The sequence below is a fragment of the Minwuia sp. IMCC3060 genome, assembly GCF_029909435.1.
Classification (GTDB): Bacteria; Pseudomonadota; Alphaproteobacteria; order Minwuiales; family Minwuiaceae; genus Minwuia.
Window position 1 is genome coordinate 1,134,286 of sequence record NZ_CP123782.1, and the last position, 25,666, is coordinate 1,159,951.

A 25,666-nucleotide genomic window follows, 5' to 3' on the forward strand; every position below is an offset into this window, starting at 1 on the left:
CGACCATGAGTGACGGTTCCGGCGCGGAGAAGACGCAGCATCTGGTCTATCTGGTCGATGGCTCCGGCTACATCTTCCGGGCCTATCATGCGCTGCCGCCACTGACCCGTGCCGACGGTACGCCGGTCAATGCGGTGCTCGGCTTCTGCAACATGCTCTACAAGCTGCTCGATGATCTGACGTCGGCCGGCAAGGCGAGCCATCTGGCGGTCATCTTCGATACGTCGCGGAAGACGTTCCGGTCCGAGATCTATCCCGAGTACAAGGCCAACCGTCCGCCCGCGCCGGAAGACCTGATCCCGCAGTTCCCGCTGTTCCGGGAGGCGGTGGAGGCCTTTGGCGTGCCGTCGCTGGAGATGGACGGCTTCGAGGCCGATGACCTGATCGCCACTTTCGCGCAGCACGCGCGGGAGGACGGGCATGAGGTGGTCATCGTCTCCTCCGACAAGGATCTGATGCAGCTTGTCGATGATGGCGTGACCATGCTCGACCCGATGAAGAACCGCAGGATCGGCCCTGCCGAGGTGCGGGAGAAGTTCTTTGTCGATCCCGACAAGGTCGTCGACATTCAGGCCCTCGCCGGAGACTCGACCGACAATGTGCCGGGCGTGCCGGGCATCGGCGTCAAGACAGCGGCGCAACTGATTGACGAATATGGCGATCTCGACTCCCTGCTGGCGCGGGCGGAGGAGATCAAGCAGCCGAAGCGGCGCCAGAACCTGATCGAGCACGCGGAGCTGGCGCGGATCAGCCGCCAGCTCGTGACGCTGAAACGGGACGTGCCGGTCAACGAGGCTTTCCTGGATTTCACCATCGGTCCGCCGGATCTGGCGAAGCTGACCGGATTTCTGGAGGCGAACGAGTTCCGTTCCCTGACCACAAAGGTGCGCAACCGGTTTGGCACGGAAGGTGAGGTCGAGGCCGCCCGCGCCGCCGAAGCTGCCGCCCCGGCGGATGCGGCCTATGAACTGGTCCAGGATGTGGACAGCCTGAAACGCTGGATCGCAGCGGCGGAGAAGGCGGGGGTTGTCGCGGTGGATACGGAGACGACGTCTCTGGATGCGGTCGCCGCGGAACTCGTCGGAATCTCCATGGCGACCGCGCCGGGACAGGCCTGCTACATCCCGCTGCGCCACAAGGGCAAGGTGCCGGAGGGGCAGCTGGACCTGGGCGGCGAGGCCGCTGACGATCCTGAGCAGATTCCTGTCGAGGAAGCCCTGGACCTGCTGCGTCCGCTGTTCGCCGATCCCGGCGTGCTGAAGGTCGGCCAGAACATCAAGTACGACCAGACGGTACTGACCCGCGCCGGGGCGCCGCTGGACCCGATCGACGACACCATGCTGCTGTCCTTCGTGCTCGACGCCGGACAGCATGGTCACGGGATGGACGAACTCGCGCGGCTGCATCTGGACCACACGCCGATCCCCTACAAGGAAGTCGCGGGCACCGGCAAGGCGCAGGTCACCTTCGACCGTGTGCCGCTCGACAAGGCGCTGGACTATGCGGCGGAGGATGCGGACGTGACCCTGCGGCTCTGGCAGTTGCTGAAGCCGCGACTGGTGCATGAACGGATGGTCACCCTCTACGAGACCATCGAACGGCCGCTGGTGCCGGTGATTGCCGGCATGGAGCAGGCCGGGATCAAGGTGGACCGGAAGATCCTGGAGGACATGTCGGCGGACTTCGAACAGCGCGCCGCCGAGATCGAGAAGGAGATTCACGGTCTGGTAGGGGAAGAGTTCAACGTCGGCAGCCCGAAGCAGCTCGGCGAGATCCTGTTCGACAGGATGAGCCTCAGCGGCGGCAAGAAGACCAAGACCGGGGCCTATCAGACCGGCGCAGAGGTGCTGGAGGATCTGGCCGCGCAGGGCGTGGACCTTGCCCGGCGCGTGCTGGACTGGCGGCAGCTTACCAAGCTGAAATCGACCTACACGGATGCCCTGCCGCGGGAGATCAATCCCGAGACCGGGCGCGTCCACACCGCCTATCACATGGCCGGTGCGGCGACGGGGCGGCTGTCGTCATCGGATCCCAACCTGCAGAACATTCCGATCCGGACGGAGGAGGGGCGGAAGATCCGTACCGCCTTCATCGCGGAGGAGGGGCATACCCTGATCTCCGCGGACTACAGCCAGATCGAACTGCGCATCCTGGCCGACATCGCCGGAATCGACTCCCTGAAACAGGCGTTTGCGGATGGTGTGGACATTCACGCCCTGACCGCGTCCCAGGTCTTCGGCGTCCCGCTGGAGGACATGGACGGGGCGACCCGCCGCCGGGCCAAGGCGATCAACTTCGGCATCATCTACGGTATCTCGGCCTTCGGACTGTCGCGCCAGCTCCAGATCCCGCAGGGGGAGGCGAAGCAGTTCATCGACGCCTATTTCGAGCGCTATCCGGGCGTGAAGGACTACATGGACCGCACCAAGGCGGAGGCGCGGGAAGCGGGCTCCGTCATGACCCTGTTCGGGCGGCGGATTCACCTGCGCGGCATCAAGGACAAGAACCCGGCGATGCGCAGCTTCTCGGAGCGTGCGGCGATCAACGCGCCCATCCAGGGCACGGCGGCGGACGTGATCAAGCGCGCCATGATCCGCATTCCCGACGGGCTGGCGCAGGCCGGACTGAAGGCGCGGATGCTGTTGCAGGTGCATGACGAACTGATCTTCGAGGCCCCGGATGCGGAGGTCGAGGCGACCATTGCAACGGTGCGCCGGATCATGGAAGGCGCGGCACGCCTGTCAGTGCCCCTGGTGGCCGAGGCCGGGCAGGGCCACAGTTGGGCCGACGCGCACTGATAGACCTTTGTTGATCTGAGGAACTTGCGGTCAGGCGGTCAGGCCATCGCGGCAATTGACGGCGATCTCCGCGACGGAGGCGGCGTTCGACAGGGACAGGATCGTGAGAACGATCTGGGCCAGGTCGCCGGGAGGGATCATTTCCTCCTGCGGCACGCTCTCCACCTTCGCCGTCATGTCCGTCGCCACGTAGCCGGGGCACAGGGCGGTGCAGCGCACGCCGTCGTCCCAGCCCGCATGGCGGGTTGCGTGGGACAGGGCGACGGCGGCGAACTTGGTCATCGAATAGCCGATACCACTGTCGTAGACGACCTTGCCCGCCAGCGAGGCGACATTGATGATGCGCCCGGCCCCGCAACGCCGCAGATGGGGCAATGCCTTCCGGGTCATCGACAGCGGCGCCTTGACGTTGATAGCCCACATGCGATCCAGATCCGCGTCGGAGCCCTCCTCAACGGAAATGCTCTCCAGAATTCCCGCGTTGTTCACCAGACCGTCAATTCGCCCGAAGTGACCGACGGTGGCATCGATCCAGTCCTGATGCGTCTGCTGGTCCTGGGCCTCGTAGCGGCCAGTGATGACCCTGTCGGTATCCCAGCCGGTGATGAGGTCGCGAAAGGCTTCCGGCTTGCGCGCACCAAGACTGAGACTGAAGCCCGCATCGTAGAGTACGCGCGCGGCGGCAAGACCGATTCCCCGGTTGGCGCCGGAGATCATGACGACCCGTCCGTCAGGTTTCAGCATGTGGATGTCACCTTCTTCCCGTGCGCGTGCCGGTCAGTCATAGAGGACCACGCATCGCACCTCGATGCTCCAGCGGTCGGGGGCATCGGGCCGGGTAGTCCGGTCCCGGAAGGCGCTGTGAAAGCTGAAGGTGCAGGGCTTGTCGGCTGCGTCGCCGGTCTTGCCCTCTGATCGGGCCAGTTCACCCGCTGAGTCCCACTGCTTGATCAGCAAGGCCTCGTCCCGCGTCAGCTTCGGGTAGAAGTACCAGCCATGGGTCTCGGCGTGTCTGGCGAAGTAGTTCTCTCCCACACGGTCCTTGTAGTGGATCTCGAAGACCACCAGGTCTTCCGGCCTGACCGTCGCGGCATCGCAGAGCGCCAGCGGATCGGTCTCGACAGGCTCCGCCACGATGTTGCGCCAGACATTGATGATGGCGAAACGCCCGTCCCTGATCGCATGCTCGGTCCTGTCGCGATCCAGAAGGGCCTGCCCCTTGGGCAGCAGGCTGCGGATGGTGTCGTTCGCGCCCGGCGGCCGCGTCAGGTCCCGCAGGCGCTGCGGGGCGCTGGTCAGGGTATAGTCGCCGTGCACCACGCGGGCCGGGCCCTGTACCTGCTGGCCACCGTCGATGCGCTTCCGGCTCTTCTTGCCGGTGGCGGAACGTACGTTGTGGTCGAAGGCCGCGACAACCGCCGCGCCCGTGGCCTGGCGCACGACTTCCTCGCAGTCCGGGTAGTAGTTCCGCAGCACGCTGTCGTGGCTGAAGAAGTCGAGATCGGGATCACGCAGCCGGTTCGCCTGCAGCTCGAAGCCATTGTGCAGCAGCGTGGGTTGCCGACCGGCGCCGAGCTGGCGGGCGTCCGTGACGGGCATGTCCGTCTCCACCAGGTCGACACCGATCCAGGCATTGTCGCTGCCGTCCAGATCGCGGCGCGTCAGAACCTTGCCGTTGCGATACAGCGAAGGCTCCGATGACCCGGCCATGTAGTTGAATGCCCCGGGACGCACTGCGGTTGTATCCAGTTCCATCGTCAATGCCATTCTCCGATCAGGCTCCTCTGTTCCGGGCAGACCGCGTCCTTCCGCGATCAGGCCGCGTCCGGCAGGGCGAAACCCTCACCGACATGCGTGTCCTGCCACCAGGGTGCGGTTTCCACCCGCTCCGTCATCCATTTGACCACATTGGCATGGCGATCAAGGGGCAGCCTCTGCCAGCCATGCAAGTGCATGGGCGCGGCCACCACCACGTCTGCGATTGTCGGCTGATCGCCACAGACCCATGGGTTTTCGCCAAGCCGCGTGTTCAGGATTCCCGCCAGCTTGTGGAAGTTCTCCGCTTCCGCCTCCAGGACCGCCGGGTCGGTCTCCGCCCCCAGCAGCGGCTTCACGCAGTTCTCGACCAGATAGACATAGCAGCTCGGGAACCAGGCGCCGCATTCCCACAGCAGCCAGCGGTTCACGTCCGCACGGGTCTTGAGGTCGGTGGGATAGGCCTGCGCATTGCCCGACTTGTCGGCAGCATACTGTAGGATGGCGTTGGATTCCCACAGCACCAGATCGCCGTCGCGCATGGCGGGGATCGACGCATTGGGGTTGATCGCCATGTACTCGGGGCTTTTCTGTTCGCCCTGGAATTAGTCGATCTTGGTCAGGCTGTAGTCGGTGCCTATCAGTTTCAGTCCGGCGAGTACCTTGAGGCAATTCACCGTGATCGGATCGGCAAGTATCTCCATCATTTCCTCCTGTCACGCACCGGCATTCAGGGAAGGGCGCCTGTGCCGGTGTCATTCCTTTTTGGGCTTCAAAAGCGTGAAGAACAGTTCATCATCGGTCCAACAGATGAAAATGGTATCTGCCACAATGAACCGTGATATTGCCCGACTGGACGTGCGACTGCTGCTGGCGTTCGAAGCCCTGCTGACGGAACGCAATGTCTCGCGCGCTGCCGAGCGACTGGGACTGACCCAGCAGGGCATGAGCGGGCAACTGTCGCGGATGCGGAGCCTCTTTGGCGATCCGCTGTTCGTGCGCTCCACCGGGGGTGTCGCGCCGACACCGCGCGCCGAGGAACTGGAGGGCGCTGTTCGCGCCGCCCTTGCCAGTCTGGAGCCGTTGGTATCGCCCGCCTTCTTCGAGCCCGCGAGCTTCGAGGGGACGGTGACGATAGCCGCCACGGACTATGCCCTGGCGCTGGTGATGCCGGGGTTGCTGGGGCGCCTGCGGGCCTCCGCGCCGGGATTGCGGATTGTTGTTCGTCCGGCTGATGCCGCGTCCCTGGAAACCGACATGCGGAAGGCACGGACCGAACTCGCCCTCACCGTGCCGCAGTTCGCGCCTTCGGGGCTGCACGCGATGAAGCTGTTTGACGAACGCTACGTCGGTGTTGCCCGGGCAGGGCACCCGCTGGTCGCGTCCGGCAGGGTCTCGATCGATGCATTCTGTGACCATTCGCATCTGCTGGTCGCCCCGTTCCGGGGGTACGCATCGGGACCAACCGACGACGCCCTGGCCGCGATCGGACGCAAGCGGAAGATTGCGCTGGTGGTTCCGGGCTTCTCGGTCGTTGGCGCGTTGCTGGAGCAGACCGATCTGATCGGCGCCATGCCGGAGCGGCTGATCCTCTCCATGTGGCGTGATCTCGTGCGTTTCGAACTGCCTGTCGCTGTGGAGGGCTTCCGCTGTGACATCTACTGGCCCCCGCGCCTGCACGAATCCCCGCCGCACCGTTGGCTGCGCAACGAGATCGTGGCGGCGGCAGCGGCGTTCGATACCGGGGCCGGATCAGGCAGCATACCGGGCGGTCACTGAGACCACCCCGGTTGGCTGCCCCTGCATCATGCGCAGGGGCAGCCTTTCAGGTCGCGCGGATCAGGCCTTGGCGAGTGCCTGTTCCAGGTCCGCCAGAATGTCGTCGATATGCTCGATACCGATCGACAGGCGGACGTAGCCGTCGGACACGCCGGAGGCCAGTTGCTCCTCCGCCGTTAGCTGCGAATGCGTCGTCGTCGCCGGGTGAATGGCCAGGCTGCGCGCATCGCCGATATTGGCCACGTGATAGAACAGTTCCAGCGCATTGATGAACGCAGAACCGGCCTCCTTGCCGCCCTTGATCTCGAAGCCCAACAGGCCTCCGAAACCGCGGTTCAGATAGGTATCGGCCCGTACCTTCGCCTTGCCTTCGGCGAGTCCGGGGAAGATGACCTTTTCCACCTTCGGGTGGTTCTTCAGGAAGTCCGCGACGCGCACTGCGTTGTCGCAATGGGCACGCATGCGAAGCGGCAGTGTCTCCAGACCCTGAATGAACTGGAAGGCATTGAACGGGCTCATGGCCGCGCCGGTATCGCGCAGCAGGGTCACGCGGGCCTTCAGCACATAGGCAATCGGACCCAGCGGCCTGACGGCATCGACCCAGACCGCGCCGTGATAGCTCGGGTCGGGCGTGTGCAGCGCAGGCTGGCGTTCCGGTACCGCGTCCCAGTCGAAGTTGCCGCCGTCGACGATCAGGCCGCCGATGGAGGTGCCATGACCACCGATGTACTTGGTGGTGGAATAGACGATCACGGCAGCGCCGTGGTCGAACGGACGGCACAGGATCGGTGCCGCCGTATTGTCCACGATCAGCGGAATGCCCAGCGGGCGACCGATCTCCGCCACTTCGCGGATCGGGAACACGCTCAGCTTCGGGTTCGGCAGGGTTTCCGCATAGTAGGCGCGGGTGCGTTCATCCGTGGCGCGGGCAAAGGCCTCCGGGTCTTCCGGGTCCACGAAACGGACTTCGATGCCCTGGTCCTTCAGCGTGTTGGCAAACAGGTTCCATGTCCCGCCGTAGAGGTCGGTGGAGGAGACGATGTTGTCGCCTGCGCGGGCCAGGTTCTGGATCGCCATGGCACTCGCTGCCTGACCGGAAGCAACGGCCAGCGCCGCGGCACCGCCCTCCAGCGCCGCGACACGCTGTTCCAGCGCGTCACAGGTCGGGTTCATGATGCGGGTGTAGATGTTGCCGAGTTCCTTCAGCGCGAACAGGTTCGCCGCATGTTCGGTATGCTGGAACTGGTACGATGTGGTCTGATAGATCGGCACGGCAACGGCCCCGGTGGTCGGGTCGGCGCGGTGACCGGCATGCAGCACGATCGTTTCGGGATTCTTGGATGACAGGCTCATGGTCTTGCGTCCTCACGGCTTCGCATAATGCCAGCGGAGGCGGTGACATCCCGAACGGGACGCAAGTACACCTCTTTAGCGGAATTTGTTTAACGCGCCCGCAAGCTGGCTCAAATCGGCGCGGTCGGGAAACTAGGGAAGATCAGTCAGAGCTGTCAAGCATTCACGCGGCGAGGCGCAGGCTCTCCTCCAACCAGACGACATCGTCCGAATGAAAGGGCTTGAGTCCGAAGGTCATGCTGGACGAACGGAACAGGTTGGAAAACAGCAACATGTCCACATTGGTGCCGTCGGTCGCCAGGGGCAGCAGCAGTCGGTCCGTTTCCAGTTCGCGATCATCGGAGTACTGCATTGTCGTTCGGGAAAACACGGGCGTTCTTCCGACGACGCATTCGGCATAGAGGCTTTCCAGAAGGGCCACAAGCTCACCTGACTTGACCTCGGTCAGCCAGCGGTTGGTCAAGTCCATGCCGGTGATGTGGTTCATCTGGGTTCCGACCAGGCGATAGCGATAGCGGTAGTTGCCGCCGACTTCCTGCATCTCGTCGATCAGTCCGATATTCTTGAGCAGGCGCGGGAGATCAAGCGGGTTCACAGCCGAACGGGACGGCAACCGCCCACCGGCCTCAAGACCGCTCCAGTAGTCAAGCAAGGTCAGGTGTTGTGGTCGCAGGTGGCCTCTGTCCAGCACGATTGCGCCTTTCCTGTGCAAGCGAGGCATCATCTCGCTTCAAATGCCAATTCGTTCCCTGACGAGTCCCTTCGCCGCCCGCCGAGACTGTTGGCCGCGACAATTGCAGCACGAAAATCCATCATGCGGCAATCAGGATGATTCAGACGCCGATCGCGACGCCGTCATGACCGGGATCGGCGGCACCGTCGAAGCTGCCGTCCGGCCTGACCCTGATGCCATGCACTGCCGCAATGTCGAACGTCAGCGGATTGCGCATGACTTCGTAGCCATCGGCCTCCAGTTCGCGCTGCACGAAGCGCGGGATCCGGTTGGTCACGTCGATGATGTCGGATGTCGCGGAGAACCTGGGTGCGGAGACCGCCTCTGTCATCGTCATGCCATGGTCGATGACGTTCAGGGTGGCCTGCATCACGCCCATGGCGATCTGGGTGCCGCCCGGTGCGCCAATGGCCAGCTCCAGCCTGTTGTCGCGGAATCCGAACGTGGGGCATACGGAACTGAAGCGGGCCTTGCCCGGCGCGATCGACCCGGCCCGGCCCGGCCGTGGGTCGAAGACGGCCATGCAGCCGTTGTACATGAACCCCAGCCCGTCGGTGATCACGCCGGATGGCATGCCGAGGGAGTGGGTCATGGTGACCGCATTGCCCTGGGCATCGATGACGGCCACATGCGTCGTCTGTTTCGATTCCTCCATGCCGATACGCTCGACATGATGCTTCTCTCCGGCCCTGATCCGCGCCGCGGCTTCCGCGGCATAGGCCTTGGAGGTCAGGCGTTCGATGGGCACATCGTAGAATGCGGGGTCGCCCACGTGGCCGTCCTTGTCGGCGGTCGCCACCTTCATTGCCTCCGCGACGACACGCAGGTACTCGACCGTGTTGTGACCGATCCCGGCGAGGTCGAAATTCTCCAGGATGTTCATCATCTCGGCCAGCATGATGCCGCCGCCGGGCGGCTGGTTGGTGGTCAGATGCCAGTCGCGGTAGTCGATCTCGATCGGCCGGTTGCGGGTGGACGTGTATTCAGCGAGGTCGTCGTAGCCCAGCAGCCCGCCATTGGCGGCAAAGTCCTCCGCGATGCGTTCCGCGATCTCGCCCTTGTAGAAGATGTCGGGACCGTGTCGGGCGATCAGGGAAAGTGTCCTGGCCAGGTCCGGATTGTTGACCCGGTCACCGACGCGCTTGGTCGTGCCGTCTCCCCTGAAATAGGCCTCACGCCCGGTGGCGGAGAACCGCAGGCGGTCCGTGACGTCGGCGCGACCGTAGCTGCTGCCGGAATCCCACCAGAACTGCACATGCGGGCGGACGACGAAGCCTTCCTCCGCCTGCGCCACGGCGGGGGCGCAGATGTCGGCCCAGTCCATGGTGCCGAATTCGGTCACGGCCTCATGATAGGCCTTCAGGCTGCCCGGTGTGGTGATCGCCTGGTAGCCGAGGTCGTTGACGAATCCCTCCAGCACGAAGCCGAAACCGTCCCGTGTCTCGCCGACGATGATGTCTTCCCACATGTCCGGCGTGGCCTTCTTCGGGGTCTTGCCGTGGAAGTCGATGAAGGTCAGCACATCCCGGTCCGGCATGTAGACCTGGCAGGAACCGAAACCGGCGATGCCGCACATCTGGGGGTCAACGACACCCTGGACCAGCGCCGCAGCCATTGCCGCATCGATGGCGTTGCCACCGCGTTTCAGGATCTCCGCCCCTGCCTCGGCAGCCTCCGGCTGTGCGGCAACGATCATGGATGTCGCTCTTGCGGCCATTGTCTTCCTCCCCCGTTATTTGCAGGGAAGCCAATCACAAGCGCACTGCAACGACAAGCGCGGCAAACGCATTCCGGGCTGCGGGTCAAGTGGTCAGACGGGCAGGACCAGTGTCATTCCATCGCTTGCTCCCGAACGAACCGTCTGGGTCATCACGCGGTGTCAGGGCATGGTGATGCTGCCCAGCAGTGCCTTCGCGCGCAGACCGGCAACACCCGTGGCGGCAACGATCTGGGGCAGGAGCATCCACTCCAGCGTCCAGGAAATGCCGGACCGTTCCTGTTCGTGGACCGCCGCCTGCTGCATGCCGCCGGACTGCACGGCGACGAATCGACTGAGCGTCACCAATGCCTCCGCATTGATCGGGTTCACCTTGTGCGGCATGGCGGAGGAGCCGCCGCCGCTGATCACCCGCAGCTCGCCGATCTCGTTCTGGGTCATCAGCGTCACGTCCAGGCCGATCTTGCCCAGCGCCGCGGTGACGGCCGCGCACCAGTTCGTCAGTGAGATCAGGCCCCGGCGGTTGGTCTGCCAGTGCCGCGCCGGGACCGGCAGGTCCAGTTCCCGCCCCAGCGCGGCCGCGACCCTGTGCCCAGCATCGCCCAGCTTGTCCAACGTGCCTGCGGCGCCGCCGCATTGAAGCCGGAGGGCGGAAGTCCTGACCATCGCCAGATCCTCCAGGACTTCCCGCAGAGGCGTGATCCAACTCTCCAGCCGGTCCGCGTACCGGATCGCGATGGCCTGCTGCATGCGGGTCCGGCCCATCAGCGGTTGCGCGCCATGGGCTGCCGAGAAGGTCTCCAGTGCCGCCAGAATGTCCCCCAGACGGTCCTCCAGAATATCCAGGCAGGGACCAAGGCGGAGCACCAGCGCGGTATCGATCACGTCCTGCGAAGTGCTGCCGAAATGCAGGAAAGTGCGGTGGGGTTCGGAGACGGCGGCGCGAAGCTGGCTGACCAGTGCCGGCACGATCAGCCCGTCACGGGCGCTCGCCTGAGCCAGGGCCGGCATGTCGGGGCTGAACCCGTTGATCAGCCCGACGATCTCCGTGACCGCCGCTTCGGGAATGACGCCACATGCCCCTTCGGCGCGGGCCAGCGCGGCCTCGAACCGCAACATGGCCGCGATCTCGGCTTCGGGCGTGAACCATGCGTCGATATCCGGGTCGCCGAGCAGGCCCGCCAGCAGGGGATGATCAAGTGCGCTGATGGCCAAGGAAGCGACCTCCTGTATCGTGGGAGCGGAAGCATGGCGCAGCCGGTTGGCTGGTGCAATCAACGCGGAGAGGGCAAGGACAGGCATGGCAGAGGGGAAGCGCCTGAACTGGCTGGAACCGCGACCGGGCGGCCTGTACTGCATTCCGGGGGATTTCTACATCGACCCGATGCGGAAGGCGGAGCGGGCGATCATCACCCACGGACATGCGGACCATGCGCGTCCCGGTAACAATCATGTCCTCGCCACCCACGAGACGATCGCGATTGCGGAGGCTCGCTATGGCAGCAATGCCGGTCGCTCGTTCCAGCGGGTGCGTTATGGCGAGGTCACGCGGATCGGGGACGTTTCGGTGCGACTGGTCTCCGCCGGTCACGTGCTCGGCAGCGCCCAGGTCGTGCTGGAGCATGGCGGGGAACGCATCGTCGTCTCCGGTGACTACAAGCGCAGTCGCGACCCGACCTGCGCACCGTTCGAGGTCGTGACCTGCGATGCCTTCATCACGGAGGCGACCTTCGGCCTGCCGGTCTTCCGCCATCCCCCCGCTAGTGCCGAAGTCGGTCGCCTGCTGGCCTCCGTCGCCGCCGCGCCGGAGCGCTGTCATCTGGTGGGTGTCTATGCCCTGGGCAAGGCGCAGCGCGTCATCGCCCTGCTGCGTGAAGCCGGTTACAGCGACACGATCTATCTGCACGGGGCGCTGCAGAAACTCTGTGCTCTCTATCAGCGGCTTGGCGTTGACCTGGGTGATCTGGCACCGGTCGCGGGATTGCCGAAGCAGGCGCTGACCGGGCGGATTGTCCTGTGCCCGCCGAGCGCCCTGGCGGATCGCTGGTCGCAGAGGATGCCTGATCCGGTCACCGCCGTGGCCTCCGGCTGGATGCGCATCCGTGCCCGCGCGCGCCAGCGCGGTGCCGAGCTGCCGCTGATCATTTCCGACCATGCGGACTGGGACGAACTGACAGCGACCATCCGGGACGTGGAGGCCGGGGAGATCTGGGTGACACACGGGCGGGAAGACGCGCTGGTGCACTACGCCCGCTCCCTTGGTCTCGAAGCCCGCGCCCTCAGCCTTGTCGGGCGGGAGGAAGACGGCGACACGGAGACGGAGATGGAAGAGGCCGGGTGCTGATGCAGGCCTTTGCCGAACTGCTCGACCGGCTGTCCACCGCTCCGGGGCGCAATGTCCGGCTGGATCTGATCGCCGCGTACCTGAAGTCGACACCCGATCCGGACCGTGGCTATGCGCTGGCATCCCTGGCTGGCGATCTGAAGCTGCGTGCCGCCCGCCCGTCGATGATCCGCGAACTGGTGGCGGAGCGGACAGACCCGGAACTGTTTCGCCTTTCCTATGACTACATTGGCGATCTGGCGGAGACCGTATCGCTGCTCTGGCCGCAGGACCGCACCGCGAATGCCACCCCGCGCCTGTCGGAGATCATCGGGGCGCTGGGGGCGGCGAAGCGTGGAGAGGTGCCGGATCTGGTCGCGGGATGGCTCGACCGGCTGGATCCGACAGGGCGCTGGGCGCTGCTGAAACTGATCACCGGCGGGCTGCGGGTTGGCGTCTCGGGTCGCCTGGCGCGCACCGCCCTGACACGGCTGGGGGAGGCTGACCTGTCGGCCACCGAGGAAGTCTGGCACGCGGTGGAGCCGCCCTACACGGCCCTGTTCGACTGGCTGGAGGGGCGCGCGGAACGCCCTTCGCTGGCGGAGGCCATGACCTTCCGTCCCCTGATGCTGGCGCATCCGCTTGAGGCGGGGGAGCAGTCCCGACTCGACCTGGCCGACTTCCGGGCCGAGTGGAAATGGGACGGCATCCGCGTGCAACTGGTGCTGCGGGGCGGGGAGGGGCGTCTGTTCTCACGTACCGGCGACGACATCTCCACGGCCTTCCCGGACCTGATGCAGACGCTGGCAGGCGACGCCGTGCTGGACGGGGAGTTGCTGGTGATGCGTCCCGACGGGATCGGCAGTTTCAACGATCTGCAGCAGCGGCTGAACCGCAAGACGGTGGGTGCGAAACTGCAGGCGGAGCATCCGGTGGGCATCCGGCTCTACGACATACTGTTCGATGCCGATCGGGACTGTCGTTACCTGCCGTTCACCGAACGGCGGCAGGTGCTGGCGGACTGGGTGGCGCGTCATGCCTCGCCGCGGCTGGACCTGTCGCCGCTGGTCCCGGCGACCGATTGGGACCGGCTGGCGGAGGCGAGGGCCGATCCACCGCATCCGGCCATCGAGGGGGTGATGCTGAAACGCGCCGACAGCCCCTATCAGGCCGGACGCCCCCGTGGCCTGTGGTTCAAGTGGAAGCGAGAACCGCACCGCGTCGATTGCGTGATGATGTATGCGCAGCGCGGGCACGGCAGGCGGTCGTCGCTCTATTCGGACTTCACCTTCGGGGCCTGGCGCGGCGACGCGCTGGTGCCGGTGGGCAAGGCCTACTTCGGTTTCACGGATGCGGAACTGAAGGAACTGGACCGTTTCGTGCGCAACAATACGGTGGATCGCTATGGCCCGGTCCGCGCCGTGGAACAGAGCCTGGTGCTGGAGATTGCCTTCGACGGGGTCAACCGGTCCCGCCGCCACAAGTCGGGGGTGGCGATGCGCTTTCCCAGGATCGCCCGCATCCGCTGGGACAAGCCGGCGGCGGAGGCTGATCACGTGGAAACCCTGGAACGACTGATCGCCTGATTGTCTGATCCTGTGGCCGGGGCCTGTCGTCGGGGTCTGACGCGCTCGGCAAGCTTGACCCGGATACCCGCTTATCTGCTATGAGAAGCCGCGTGCGCGGACGATGCAGCGCGCCCCTTGTCATCATTGCGGAACGCGGAGCCTGAACCCCATGGCAGGTCATTCACAATTCAAGAACATCATGTACCGCAAGGGCGCGCAGGATGCGAAGCGCGCCAAGCTGTTCACGAAACTGGCGCGCGAGATCACCGTCTCGGTCAAGGAAGGTGGCGATGACCCCGCCGCCAACCCGCGCCTGCGCGCCGCGATCATCGCCGGGCGAAAGGAAAACATGCCCAACGACAACATCAACCGGGCGATCAAGCGCGCTACGGGCGATGGGGCCGCCGACAATTTCGAGGAGATCCGCTACGAGGGCTATGGCCCCGGCGGCGTCGCCGTGATCATCGAGGCACTGACAGACAACCGCAACCGCACCGCCTCTGAAGTGCGCTCCGCCTTCTCCAAGCACGGCGGTGCGCTGGGGGAGACCAATTCCGTTTCCTTCATGTTCGACCGGCAGGGCGTCGTTGAGTATCCGGCGGATACGGCCACGACCGACGAGATGTTCGAGGCGGCGGTCGAGGCCGGCGCCGACGATGTTGCCACCAGCGATGACGGCCATGAGATCATCTGCGCCATCGAAAGCTTCAACAGCGTCCGCGATGCGCTGGAGGCCCGCTTCGGCGAAGCCAGACGTGCCGGCCTCGATTGGCGCCCGCAGAACACCACCCCGGTGGATGAGGACAAGGCCGCGACCCTGCTGAAGCTGATCGATGTGCTGGACGACAATGACGATGTGCAGCGCGTCTTCTCGAACTTCGAGGTGGATGACGAGGTGATGGCGAAACTCTCCGCCTGAAGCACATCGCTGATAGTATTCGGAACAGGGCCTTGCAGGGAACTGCGAGGCCCTTTTTCGTTTCTGCCGCCCCTGCAGGACGGTCTTGTGGGCTTGACGAAAAAGGGCGCCGCATTGCTGCGACGCCCCTGATCTTGTCCGAAACACCGAACCGGTACCGGTGCCGCCCAGGAAGGGCGGCACCGGCAGACGGGATCAGTGGGCCAGAACGGCCAGCAGCAGCAACGCGATGATGTTGGTGATCTTGATCATCGGGTTGACGGCGGGGCCGGCGGTGTCCTTGTAGGGATCGCCGACGGTATCACCGGTGACGGAGGCCTTGTGCGGCTCGGAACCCTTGCCGCCGTGGTTGCCGTCCTCAATGTACTTCTTGGCATTGTCCCAGGCACCGCCACCAACGGTCATGGAGATGGCGACGAACAGGCCCGTGGCAATCACGCCCAGCAGCATCGCGCCAAGGGCGGCCAGTGCGGACGCCTTGTCGGATACGGCCAGGATGACGAAGTACATGACGATCGGGGCCAGGACCGGCAGCATCGAGGGGATGATCATCTCCTTGATGGCGGACTTGGTCAGCAGATCGACCGCACGGCTGTAGTCCGGCTTGGACGTACCGGCCATGATGCCCTTGTCGTCACGGAACTGGCGACGCACTTCCTCGACCACGGAACCGGCTGCACGACCCACAGCGGTCATGGACATGGCGCCGAACAGGAACGGCAGCAGGCCGCCCATGATCAGGCCAACCACGACGAACGGGTTGGACAGCCCGAAATCGGGGACGACACCCTCGAAGTACGGATACAGGTCGGGCCTGGAAGCGAAGTACAGCAGGTCCTGCGTGTAGGCGGCGAACAGCACCAGTGCACCCAGACCGGCGGAACCAATGGCATAGCCCTTGGTGACGGCCTTGGTGGTGTTGCCGACGGCGTCCAGGGCGTCAGTGGTGTTACGCACCGAATCGTCCAGTTCCGACATCTCCGCGATGCCACCGGCGTTGTCCGTTACCGGGCCGTAGGCGTCGAGGGCCACAACCATGCCGGCCAGCGCCAGCATGGCGGTGACGGCGATGGCGATGCCGAACAGGCCCGCCAGGCTGTAGGTGATGATGATACCGGCGGAAATGATGATCGCGGGGATCGCGGTCGATTCCATGCCGATGGCCAGACCCTGGATGATGTTGGTCGCATGACCGGTCTCGGAGGCCGCGGCCACCGAACGCACCGGGCGATACTCGGTCGAGGTATAGTACTCGGTCACCCAGATGAGCAGGCCGGTGATCACCAGACCGGTGAGCGCACACCAGAACAGGTCCATGCCGGTGAAGGCCACGCCTTCGATGGCGCCGGTGCCGAGAATGAACTCGGTGACCGGGTAGAAGGCGATTGCCGACAGCACGGCCGAGACGATGAAGCCCTTGTAGAGCGCGCCCATGATGTTGTTGGACGAACCCAGGCGGACAAAGAAGGTCCCGATGATCGACGCCGGAATGGCGACGGCACCGATGGCCAGCGGGTACATCATCGCGGCTTCCGCCGTGGAGCCGATGAACAGGATCGAGGCCAGGACCATGGTCGCGACGATGGTCACGGCATAGGTCTCGAACAGGTCAGCGGCCATGCCGGCACAGTCGCCCACATTGTCACCGACGTTGTCGGCGATCACCGCCGGGTTACGGGGGTCATCCTCGGGGATACCGGCCTCGACCTTGCCGACCAGGTCGGCACCGACGTCAGCACCCTTGGTGAAGATGCCGCCACCGAGACGGGCGAAGATGGAGATCAGGGACGCACCGAAACCCAGTGCGATCAGGCTGTCGATCAGCGGACGGCCTTCAATGCCCATGCTCAGCAGCACGCCGTAGTAACCGGCACAGGCCAGCAGGGCCAGACCGGCAACCAGCATGCCGGTGACGGCACCGGCGCGGAACGCGACGGACAGGCCAGCGCCCAGGCTCTGGCGGGCGGCTTCGGTGGTGCGGACGTTGGCGCGAACGGAAACGTTCATGCCGATGAAGCCGGTGGCACCGGAGAGTACCGCGCCGATGACGAAGCCAATGGCGACGAGCCAGCCCAGAAGCAGGCCGAGCACGATGGTGACGACCACACCGACGATGGCGATGGTCTTGTACTGACGATTGAGGTAGGCGGAAGCGCCTTCCTGGATGGCGCCGGCGATTTCCTGCATCCGGGCATTGCCGGCCGAAGAGGAGAGAACACTCTTCGCCGTGACGATGCCGTAGATCAGCGCCAGCACGCCGCAGCCGATCACGGCCCAAAGCATTGCTGTCATTTTCTTCTTGTCCCCTGTGTCAAAGACGCGTGAGAGACCCGGCATGGCGCCGGACCGTTGCGAGACTGATGTTCTGGTGATCGGGAGCAGCACCGAATCCGCCACGCGGACCCCATCCCGGCAAGCTCCCGCCAGGTCAGTTGCGCTGGCTTATGCCAAAGTGCGGCGCACCATGCAAGGCGGTGCGGTGACGTCGTCCCGCATGGCAGATCACCTGCAGGTCCGCTTCAGACTCCGGCGCCCGCCATGCGGCGGCGGTGCAGGGCCAGCCACAGGGTGGCCAGCAGGGCAAGGCTGATCATCGGCAGGGCGGCTGTGGTGACCACGTCCCAGCCGAAGGCGTGCAGCAACTGGCCCGAGCTGAGGGAGCTGACCGCGACGACACCGAAGACCATGAAGTCGTTGATGCCCTGGACCCGCGCGGCCTCCGCCGGGGTATGTGCCTCGGCCAGCAGGGTGGTGCCGCCGACGAACATGAAGTTCCAGCCGATGCCCAGCAGGATCAGTGCGCTCCAGAAGTGCAGGAACTCGAGACCGGAGTGGGCTGTCGCGATGCAGATCATGTTCAGTACCGCACCGGCCGCGATGATGCGCAGCACACCGAATTTCCGGATCAGGATGCCGGTGAAGAAGCTGGGGGCGAACATGCCGACCACATGCCACTGGATCACGGTCGCGGAACTGTTGAAGTCATGCCCGCAGGCAACCATGGCCAGCGGGGTGGCGGTCATGATCAGGCTCATGGCCCCGAATCCGGCCATGGCGGAACCGGCGGCGACCCAGAAGACCGGCTGCTTCGCGATCTCCCAGAACGGGCGGCCACGCGTTGCGGCGGTATGGCGAACCGGCTTGGGGATTCGCAGGCCCATCAGGATCAGCGCCGATAGGACCGTCAGGCCGGACGCCGCGATGTAGCTGCCGGCGAAGGTGATCGGCTCGATCATGTCCTTGGTCCACTTGGCCAGCTCCGGCCCCAGGAAACCGGCGACGACACCACCGGCCATCACCAGGGAAACCGCCTGGCCGCGCAACAGCGGCGGGGCCATGTCCACTGCGGCATGGCGATACTGCTGTCCGAAGGCGGAGAACATGCCGACCAGCCCGGTGGCGCAGCAGAACAGCCAGAAGTTGGCCTGGTACAGCGCCACCACCCCCAGCAGGGTTCCTGCCGTGCCCAGCATCGTGCCGAAGATGAAGCCCGCGCGTCGGCCAACACGTCCCATCAGCATCGCCGCCGGAATTGTCATCAGCGCCGTGCCTGCGACCACGGCAGTCACGGGCAGTGTCGCCAGTGCCTTGTCCTCCGCCAGGCTGAACCCGATCAGTCCACCCAGCGCGATCATGATCGCGGAGGTGGAGGTGAACAGCGCCTGGCAGATCGAAAGCAGGATGACGTTGCGGCGGATGCTGCTGAAACCGGCGGGGACTTCAGCCTCTGGGGATGTGTTTGTCATGATGGCCGGGAACATACGCAGTCACCGCGCCTGCCGCCAAACCAATTTTGCACAGTTGGGTTGCGTGGAATGAGACTGGCCCCTGCAGCCGCCGCGCCCGCCTAGACGGTCGCTATCGGCGTTGCCGGGCTGCCGACTGCGCCGGGCAGGCGCAGGGGCGGTGCGGTGAGCAGGAAGCGGTTACGGTTGTTGGCGCGTAGCCAGTCGGCCAGTTCCGACAGGAACCAGAGTTCCGCCAGCGGCAGGCCCAGCTTGAACAGGCAATGGTGATGCAGCGGCAGGGCAGGGCGCGGGCCTTCCTTCGGCTGTGCAGGAATGCCTTCGACGGCGTAGTTGTCGGCGATCAGGGCGGCGACGCCTGAATCAGTGATCCAGTCGAGCAGTTTCTGGTCGCGGCCATCCAGCACGGCACAGCTGTTCTCCAGCCGCTCCTTCGTCGGCTGGCGGTTCATCGACAGGATCTCGTCGGCGAAGCCGGTGCGGAAAAGCAGCATGTCGCCCGGTTCCACGACGACGCCGTCATCCTGCATGATCTGCATCAGCCGGTCGTGGCCGACGTAGACGCGCTCCCGCCCCACATGTGCCTCCAGATCCACCAGCACCGCGCGACCCTGGATGCCATGGTAGGCGAAGTTCTCGATACCGAGGGACCTGGCGCCGAAAAGCTGCGCGTCGCTGTCCTCCCCGTCCCAGGACTTCGGGCCGACAACATGTTCACCGGCACGGAAGCCGTTGTAGTAGACCTTCTCTGCCTCCCCATCGCCGTCGGCATCGAAGAAGGATCCGACGTGGGAAAGCGCGTCCCACTGGGTGGAATACTGCAGGCAGATCGTCACCTGATCGTCGCTGACCACATCGGTGTTTTGCCCGTCGATGTTGCGCAGAGGGAAGTTGATGTAGGGCTTGTCGCCCAGGAATGTCGGCTGGCGGTGCGGCGGGTGGCGGCGTTCGTTCAGCATGTTGCCGCCGGGATAGTCGAGCGGCAGGCTGAGGCAGAAGGTCCGGCCCTCCCGCACCTCGGCTACACCCTGACGCACCTTCTCCGGCGTGATCAGGTTGATGCGGCCAAGCTGGTCATCGTCACCGAAGTTACCCCAGTTCGACCCTTCCGGCCGGTTCTTCCAGCGTGTCGTGCTCATCCGTTCTCTCCCCTGAAGCGATGGACCGAGAGACTGTCGACTGACAGTCCCTGGTCCAGAATATCGGCCGGTACCGGCTTGCCCGCGATCTGTGCGGCGGCGACGCGGCCCATGGCCGGTGAGGTCTTGATGCCATAGCCGCCCTGGCCGACCAGCCAGTAGAAACCTTCGACCGCGTCGTCGAAACCGTTCACGGGCGAATGGTCGTCCACGAAGCAGCGCAGTCCGGCCCAGCTGCTGGCCAGACGGCGGACCTGCAGGTCAGTGGCATTCTGGATGCGGTCGACGCAGATGGCGATGTCCATCTCGTCGGGCTGCGCATCGCAGGGCGCGGAGGGTGTCTCGTCGGCGGGGGAGGCGAGAATGCGCCCGGCATCAGGCTTGAAGTACCAGCCGCCGCCCAGTTCGAACGTCAGCGGCCAGCTGCTGACATCAGTGCCCGGCGCCGGGTCGAAGGTGATCGCCGTGCGCCGCTTCGGCACCAGCCCGACGGGTGCGGCCCCGGCCATCGCGGCCAGTTCGTCGCCCCAGGCTCCGGCGGCGTTGATGACGATCTCCGCCCGGAATTCGCCTGCGGTGGTCGCGATACGGAAACCATCGCCGCCGCGTTCGATGGCCGTGACAGCCGCGTCGCCGATGATTCGCCCGCCGAGGCCCCGAAAGACCCGGACGAAGCCCTGCAGCATGCCGTGCACGTCGATGTCCATGGCCAGCGGTTCGTGGACACCACCCGAAAGCTGGTCCTGACGCAGCGCCGGGCAGATTTCCCTGCAGCGCGCGGCATCGACGCGGGTCAGCACGTCCGGGCGCTGCATTTCCTCCATGAAGGCATCCAGCCGTTCCGCCTCGCCGCTGTTCGCGACCATCAGCGCGCCGCGCGGGGTCAGCAGCGGATGGTCGGCGTAGCGTTCGGCAGGGTGTTCCATGAAGTCCCGGCCGGCACGGACCAGGGCGCGAATGACATCGTTGCCATAGACTTCCGTGTACATCGCGGCGGAGCGGCCGGTGGTGTGATAGCCGGGCTGCGATTCCCGCTCCAGCACCACGATATCCGCGCCGTTGCCCGATTCCTCCGCGATCAGGCAGGCGGCCGATGCGCCCGCCATGCCGCCGCCGACAATGGCTATCCTGACGTCCGTCATTCGATGCAGCCCCCTTCCACGACAAGGGTGCATTGTCGGACGGCATCGCCTGCGTGACAATGCATCAGCGACGAGAGGCAGGAACCGGAGAGGGGCCAAGATGGCGGACGAACTGATCAGAAAGACAGCGGGCGACCTGGCTGTGGGTTACGAGAAGGGGGAGTTCAGCCCGGTCGAGGTTGCCGGCGCGGTTTTCGACCGGATCGATGCGGTCGATGGTCGGCTGAACGCCTTCCGTGTGCTCGACAGGGAGGAAGCCATGGCTGCCGCCGCGCGCTCGACCGAGCGCTGGCTGAAAGGCACGCCGCTGTCGCCGATCGACGGGGTGCCGACCAGCATCAAGGACCTGTTCGCCGTCAAGGGGATGAGCAACCGCAAGGGCTCTCTGACGACACCGGACACACCGGACCCGGAGGATGCGCCGACGGTCGCGCGCCTGCGCAATGCCGGTGCGGTGATCCTGGGCAAGACCAACACGCCGGAGTTCGGCTGGAAGGGTGTCACCGACAGCCCGGCGGAAGGCCCTACCCGCAACCCCTGGAACACGGATCGTACTCCCGGTGGTTCCTCGGGCGGTGCGTCTGCTGCCGCGGCGGCGGAGATGGGTGTGCTGCATCTAGGGACCGATGGCGGCGGTTCCATCCGCATTCCTGCGGGCTTCGCAGGGGTGTTCGGTCACAAGCCGTCGTTTGGCCGGGTGCCCTATTTTCCGCCAAGCCCGATGGGCACGCTGGCCCACGCCGGGCCGCTGACCCGGACAGTCGCGGATTCGGTGCTGATGCTGAATGTCATGATGGGGGAGGATACGCAGGACTGGTACACGCAGCCCTCCGGTCCCGTTCACCTGGCGGCCCTTTCCGGTGGCGTGAAGGGTATGAAGGTCGCCTACAGCCCGGCGCTGGGCCATGCGACTGTTGACGGGGAAGTGGCGGCCAGCGTTGCGGAGGCCGCGCGGCTGTTCGCCGAAATGGGCGCTGAGGTGGAGGAATGCGATCCGTTCACCGATGACCCCGTGGGCATCTTCAACACGCTCTGGCAGTCGGGGGCCTATGGCGCCCTGCGCGACCTGCCGCCGGACCAGCGTGCAAAGCTCGATCCCGGTCTGTCGAAGGTACTGGATGACGCCGCCGGGATCAGTCTGGGTGACTACATGGATGCACAGCGGGACCGTGCCGCCTTCAGTTCGGCGGTGAAGGTCTTCATGTCGAAATATGACCTGCTGCTGACCCCGACCCTGGCCGTGCCGGCGTTCGATGTTGACCGGCTGGTGCCGGAAGGCTGGGCGGAGGACGCGGAGAACAGCTGGGTTGCCTGGACGCCCTTCTCCTATCCCTTCAACCTGACGCAGCAGCCGGCCTGTTCGGTGCCCTGCGGCTTCACGACGGATGGTCTGCCCATCGGCCTGCAGATCGTGGGGCGCATGTTCGACGATGCGACGGTGCTGCGCGCGGCCCAGGCCTACGAGGATGCGAAACCGCTGTATCGGCACCACCGCCCGGAGCTCTGAGATGACGCCGCAGAACGCGGAGCCGCTGCTGTCCGTCCGGCAGATGTACGCCGCCGATGCCCATGCCGTGGCGCATGGCGTGTCGGGGGAGGTGCTGATGGAGGCCGCTGGACGCGGCGCCGCGCGCGCGATCACGGACCGCTGGGCTGCCATGCCCTGTGTCATCCTCTGTGGCCCGGGAAACAATGGCGGCGACGGCTATGTGATCGCCCGCCATCTGTCGGACGCGGGCTGGCCGGTACGTGTCGCGGCACTGGGCGACCAGAAAAAGCTGAAGGGTGACGCGGCGATCATGGCCCGGCGCTGGGATGGACCGGTGGAGCCGCTGCACGCGGACTGTCTGGGCGGGGCGGAACTGGTTGTCGATGCCCTGTTCGGTGCCGGTCTGACCCGTGGGCTGGACGGCATCCCCGCCGAACTGGCGGAGGCCGCGAAGGGGCGCATCGTCGTTGCCGTCGATGTGCCGAGCGGGGTGTCGGGAGACAGTGGCCTGGCCGAAGGTGCCAGCTTCGATGCCGACCTGACGGTCACGTTTCACCTGCGCAAGCCGGGACATCTGCTGATGCCGGCGCGCGCGCGCGCCGGCGAGGTGGTGGTGATCGACATCGGCATTCCCGCGACCGCCGCTGAGGAGATCGTGTCCAGGTGCTGGGTGAACGGGCCGGAACTCTGGCACCATTGCCTGCCCGTGCCGTCGGCGCAGGGCCACAAGTTCGGGCGCGGTCACGCGCTGGTGGTCGGCGGTGGCATGCTCAGCAGCGGTGCCGCGCGGCTGTCCGCCATATCCGCCTTGCGGGCCGGTGCCGGTCTGGTGACAGCCGTGCCGCCGCGCAGTGCCGCGATGGTCTACGCCAACCATCTGACGGCGGTGATGCTGCAACCGGCGGACACCCCGCAGGACTGGGCCAGGCTGCTGGACGACCCGCGTCGCAACGCGGTGCTGGTCGGGCCGGGCAACGGGGTCAATGCCCGCACACGGGCCTTCGCGCTGGCGGCTCTGGACCGGGATCGTGCAACCGTTTTCGACGCGGATGCGATCACCGTCTTCGCCGATGATCCGAAGGGACTGTTCCTGCGCATCACCGCCCCCTGCATCATGACGCCCCATGCCGGAGAGTTCGCCCGGCTGTTCACGGTCACGGGCGACAAGCTGGAGGATGCGCGTGCCGCCGCACGCCGCAGCGGTGCAACAATTGTTTCAAAGGGGCCGGATACGGTCATTGCCGCTCCGGACGGGCGTGCCGCGATCAACTGCAACGCGCCGCCGGACCTTGCGACAGCGGGCTCGGGCGACGTGCTGGCCGGCATTGCCGTCGGTCTGCTGGCGCAGGATGTATCGCCGTTCGAGGCGGCCTGCATGGCAGTGTGGCTGCATGGCGCAGCAGCGACGGTTGCAGGTCCGGGACTGATCGCAGAGGATCTGGCGCCGAGCCTGCCAGCGGTCTGGCAACAGCTGCGGCGACAGGACTGAAACGCACCGTTCGACGGTCGCACGAGCCGGAGGCCAGCACGATGAACAGACCCACCGGAAACTTCTGGTCCCGGACCCTGTCGCGATTGCGCGACTGGCGTGGCGACGCGCTGGCCGGTGTCCGGCCACTGTCCGTCAGTGCCGATCTGGCCGGTGATGATCTCGCGGTGATTTCGGCCCAGATAGGGGCCTGTCTCGAAGGTCGGGGGGGTGCCGTTTCCTCCCGTCTGCGGGCCGCGGAACTCGGCCGTGCCTATCTGAGTCTCGACAGCGAGGGGCGGCTGCGTTTCTTCCAGCTGCTGGCGGAGCGTTTCGACGTTGATGAGGCGGCGGTGGACAAGGCTGCGACCAGCCTCGGTGAAGCGGACAATGATGCGGACCGGATCAGGGCACGACGGGCGCTGCGCCGGAACCTCGTGGCACCACGGGTGGACCTGTTCCGACAGTTCAACAGTCTGGATCGCGGTGTGAAGTTCCTGGTCGACATGCGCGCCGATCTCCTGCGGCTGCTGCGTGACCATCCGGAACTGCGGGGGGTGGAGGAAGACCTGCAGGACCTGCTGCGGGCCTGGTTCGATGTCGGGTTCCTCGAAATGGCGCAGATCACCTTCAACTCCCCGGCGTCTTTGCTGGAGAAGCTGATTGCCTATGAGGCCGTGCACGAGATCCAGTCCTGGGCCGACCTGAAGAACCGGCTGGATTCCGACCGGCGATGCTTCTCCTTCATGCATCCCAACATGCCCGATGAACCGCTGATCTTTGTCGAGGTGGCACTGGTCAACGGCATCGCCGACAATGTACATGACCTGCTGGACGAGATGGCCCCCGCAACCGATCCGGAGATGGCGGACACGGCGATCTTCTATTCGATTTCCAACTGTCAGCGCGGCCTCGCCGGGGTTGGTTTCGGCGACTTCCTGATCAAGCGGGTCGTGGATCGCCTGTCCCAGCGCATGCCGAACGTGAAGACATTCGCCACGCTGTCGCCGATCCCCGGCTTCCGGAAATGGCTGGACCAGCAACTGGAGTCCGACGCGGAACTCCTGTCGGATGCGCAGGCCCGCCTGATCAAGGCAATCGCCCGCACCGGCTCCGCCAACGAGGCCTTCCGCAAGCTGATCAGCGATCCCAAGTGGCCCAACGACCATGATATCGAGGGGGCGGTGAAGGAACCCCTGATGGCGCTCTGCGCCCGCTATCTGGCAAGGGAAAAGGACAGCCGTGACCGCCCGCTTGATCCCGTGGCGCGGTTCCATCTGAACAATGGCGCGCGGATCGAACGGCTGAACTGGCTGGGCGACCGGTCCTCGTCCGGGTTGCGCCAGTCTGCGGGGATGATGGTCAACTACCTCTACAATCTGGATCACATCGAGCGGAACCACGAGGCCTATCGCGGGGAGGGCCGCATCGCCGCGGCCTCTTCCGTGACGCGACTGGCGAAGTAGGCCGGGTGGCGACGGCGCGGACGCGGATTCCCTGAAATTCAGTGTGCCTTCTGACGGCGGAAACGCTGGTGTGCGCTTGACGTGTCCCGCGCTCCCGCGTATGGCTCCGCCGCGGCGATGAAGGCATAGGCGGCAGGGGATCGGCCACGGCGCGGTACGGCTCCGCAGGCGCGTGGTTCAAGCGGGCGTGGCGGAACTGGTAGACGCGCCAGGTTTAGGTCCTGGTGACGAAAGTCTTGGGGGTTCGAGTCCCTCCGCCCGCACCATCGCT

General features: G+C 65.5%; 19 protein-coding genes, 1 tRNA gene and 1 riboswitch. Of the genes, 9 read left to right on the forward strand and 11 right to left on the reverse strand.

All coding sequences use genetic code 11. The features are described from left to right. The first annotated feature begins 5 nt into the window (after positions 1 to 5). Complete coding sequence (polA, locus tag QGV54_RS05365) at positions 6 to 2,798, forward strand: DNA polymerase I (protein WP_281017872.1); 2,793 nt, start codon at positions 6 to 8, stop codon at positions 2,796 to 2,798. A 30-nt stretch (positions 2,799 to 2,828) separates the two neighbouring features. Here the strand turns inward: polA and QGV54_RS05370 are convergent, their stop codons facing one another. Genes QGV54_RS05370 through QGV54_RS05380 form a run of 3 tightly spaced genes read right to left on the reverse strand, consistent with a single transcriptional unit; the run spans position 2,829 to position 5,128 of the window. Beyond that, positions 2,829 to 3,542 carry an SDR family NAD(P)-dependent oxidoreductase gene (locus QGV54_RS05370; RefSeq protein ID WP_281017871.1) on the reverse strand — a complete coding sequence of 238 codons (714 nt, stop codon included), beginning with the start codon at positions 3,540 to 3,542 and terminating at the stop codon, positions 2,829 to 2,831. Positions 3,543 to 3,575: 33 nt separating this feature from the next. Next, positions 3,576 to 4,565: a CmcJ/NvfI family oxidoreductase gene (locus tag QGV54_RS05375; protein ID WP_281017870.1), complete on the reverse strand. Its 990-nt coding sequence runs from the start codon at positions 4,563 to 4,565 to the stop codon at positions 3,576 to 3,578. Between the two features lie 47 nt (positions 4,566 to 4,612). Next, positions 4,613 to 5,128 carry a glutathione S-transferase family protein gene (locus QGV54_RS05380; protein ID WP_348638771.1) on the reverse strand — a complete coding sequence of 172 codons (516 nt, stop codon included), beginning with the start codon at positions 5,126 to 5,128 and terminating at the stop codon, positions 4,613 to 4,615. Between the two features lie 256 nt (positions 5,129 to 5,384). Here QGV54_RS05380 and QGV54_RS05390 point away from each other — a divergent pair, with 256 nt between their 5' ends. Beyond that, positions 5,385 to 6,332 (forward strand): LysR family transcriptional regulator, encoded by a 948-nt coding sequence (locus QGV54_RS05390; protein WP_281017869.1) that lies wholly within the window; start codon positions 5,385 to 5,387, stop codon positions 6,330 to 6,332. A gap of 60 nt (positions 6,333 to 6,392) precedes the next feature. On the opposite strand, the gene QGV54_RS05395 is transcribed toward QGV54_RS05390, so the two are convergent. From QGV54_RS05395 to QGV54_RS05410, 4 genes are all read right to left on the reverse strand, one after another. Next, entirely contained in the window at positions 6,393 to 7,685 is a 1,293-nt protein-coding gene (locus QGV54_RS05395; protein WP_281017868.1) for a PLP-dependent transferase, read from the reverse strand. 54 nt (positions 7,686 to 7,739) lie between these two features. Further along, a riboswitch (SAM riboswitch) is annotated at positions 7,740 to 7,817 on the reverse strand. A 31-nt stretch (positions 7,818 to 7,848) separates the two neighbouring features. After that, entirely contained in the window at positions 7,849 to 8,376 is a 528-nt protein-coding gene (locus tag QGV54_RS05400; RefSeq protein ID WP_281017867.1) for a PAS domain-containing protein, read from the reverse strand. A gap of 142 nt (positions 8,377 to 8,518) precedes the next feature. After that, complete coding sequence (gene ggt, locus QGV54_RS05405) at positions 8,519 to 10,135, reverse strand: gamma-glutamyltransferase (RefSeq protein ID WP_281017866.1); 1,617 nt, start codon at positions 10,133 to 10,135, stop codon at positions 8,519 to 8,521. Between the two features lie 162 nt (positions 10,136 to 10,297). After that, positions 10,298 to 11,350 carry a 3-carboxy-cis,cis-muconate cycloisomerase gene (locus QGV54_RS05410; protein ID WP_281017865.1) on the reverse strand — a complete coding sequence of 351 codons (1,053 nt, stop codon included), beginning with the start codon at positions 11,348 to 11,350 and terminating at the stop codon, positions 10,298 to 10,300. Positions 11,351 to 11,435: 85 nt separating this feature from the next. On the opposite strand from QGV54_RS05410, the gene QGV54_RS05415 reads away from it, so the two are divergent. From QGV54_RS05415 to QGV54_RS05425, 3 genes are all read left to right on the forward strand, one after another. Beyond that, on the forward strand, positions 11,436 to 12,479 hold the full coding sequence (locus QGV54_RS05415; protein ID WP_281017864.1) for a ligase-associated DNA damage response exonuclease: 1,044 nt from the start codon (positions 11,436 to 11,438) through the stop codon (positions 12,477 to 12,479). Continuing rightward, on the forward strand, positions 12,479 to 14,044 hold the full coding sequence (locus QGV54_RS05420) for a cisplatin damage response ATP-dependent DNA ligase (RefSeq protein ID WP_281019887.1): 1,566 nt from the start codon (positions 12,479 to 12,481) through the stop codon (positions 14,042 to 14,044). The genes QGV54_RS05415 and QGV54_RS05420 overlap by 1 nt, the downstream gene beginning before the upstream one ends. 151 nt (positions 14,045 to 14,195) lie before the next feature. Next, the gene (locus QGV54_RS05425) at positions 14,196 to 14,945 is read left to right on the forward strand and encodes a YebC/PmpR family DNA-binding transcriptional regulator (RefSeq protein WP_281017863.1); all 750 of its coding nucleotides are present in this window, start codon (positions 14,196 to 14,198) and stop codon (positions 14,943 to 14,945) included. 195 nt (positions 14,946 to 15,140) lie between these two features. On the opposite strand, the gene QGV54_RS05430 is transcribed toward QGV54_RS05425, so the two are convergent. The 4 genes from QGV54_RS05430 to QGV54_RS05445 form a co-directional block, all read right to left on the reverse strand. Next, positions 15,141 to 17,237 (reverse strand): sodium-translocating pyrophosphatase, encoded by a 2,097-nt coding sequence (locus tag QGV54_RS05430; RefSeq protein ID WP_281017862.1) that lies wholly within the window; start codon positions 17,235 to 17,237, stop codon positions 15,141 to 15,143. Between the two features lie 227 nt (positions 17,238 to 17,464). Further along, entirely contained in the window at positions 17,465 to 18,691 is a 1,227-nt protein-coding gene (locus QGV54_RS05435; RefSeq protein ID WP_281017861.1) for an MFS transporter, read from the reverse strand. Between the two features lie 101 nt (positions 18,692 to 18,792). Further along, on the reverse strand, positions 18,793 to 19,830 hold the full coding sequence (locus QGV54_RS05440; RefSeq protein ID WP_281017860.1) for a cyclase family protein: 1,038 nt from the start codon (positions 19,828 to 19,830) through the stop codon (positions 18,793 to 18,795). Next, on the reverse strand, positions 19,827 to 20,972 hold the full coding sequence (locus QGV54_RS05445) for an FAD-dependent oxidoreductase (RefSeq protein WP_281017859.1): 1,146 nt from the start codon (positions 20,970 to 20,972) through the stop codon (positions 19,827 to 19,829). Before QGV54_RS05445 ends, QGV54_RS05440 begins: the two co-directional genes overlap by 4 nt. Before the next feature lie 100 nt (positions 20,973 to 21,072). On the opposite strand from QGV54_RS05445, the gene QGV54_RS05450 reads away from it, so the two are divergent. From QGV54_RS05450 to QGV54_RS05465, 4 genes are all read left to right on the forward strand, one after another. After that, a complete protein-coding gene (locus QGV54_RS05450; protein WP_281017858.1) occupies positions 21,073 to 22,479 on the forward strand; it encodes an amidase in 1,407 nt (468 codons plus the stop codon). A 1-nt stretch (position 22,480) separates the two neighbouring features. Beyond that, the gene (locus QGV54_RS05455; protein WP_281020078.1) at positions 22,481 to 23,950 is read left to right on the forward strand and encodes an NAD(P)H-hydrate dehydratase; all 1,470 of its coding nucleotides are present in this window, start codon (positions 22,481 to 22,483) and stop codon (positions 23,948 to 23,950) included. A 41-nt stretch (positions 23,951 to 23,991) separates the two neighbouring features. Continuing rightward, complete coding sequence (locus QGV54_RS05460) at positions 23,992 to 25,395, forward strand: malonyl-CoA decarboxylase (protein WP_281017856.1); 1,404 nt, start codon at positions 23,992 to 23,994, stop codon at positions 25,393 to 25,395. A gap of 181 nt (positions 25,396 to 25,576) precedes the next feature. Next, a tRNA-Leu gene (locus QGV54_RS05465) sits at positions 25,577 to 25,661 on the forward strand. Positions 25,662 to 25,666: the final 5 nt, after the last annotated feature.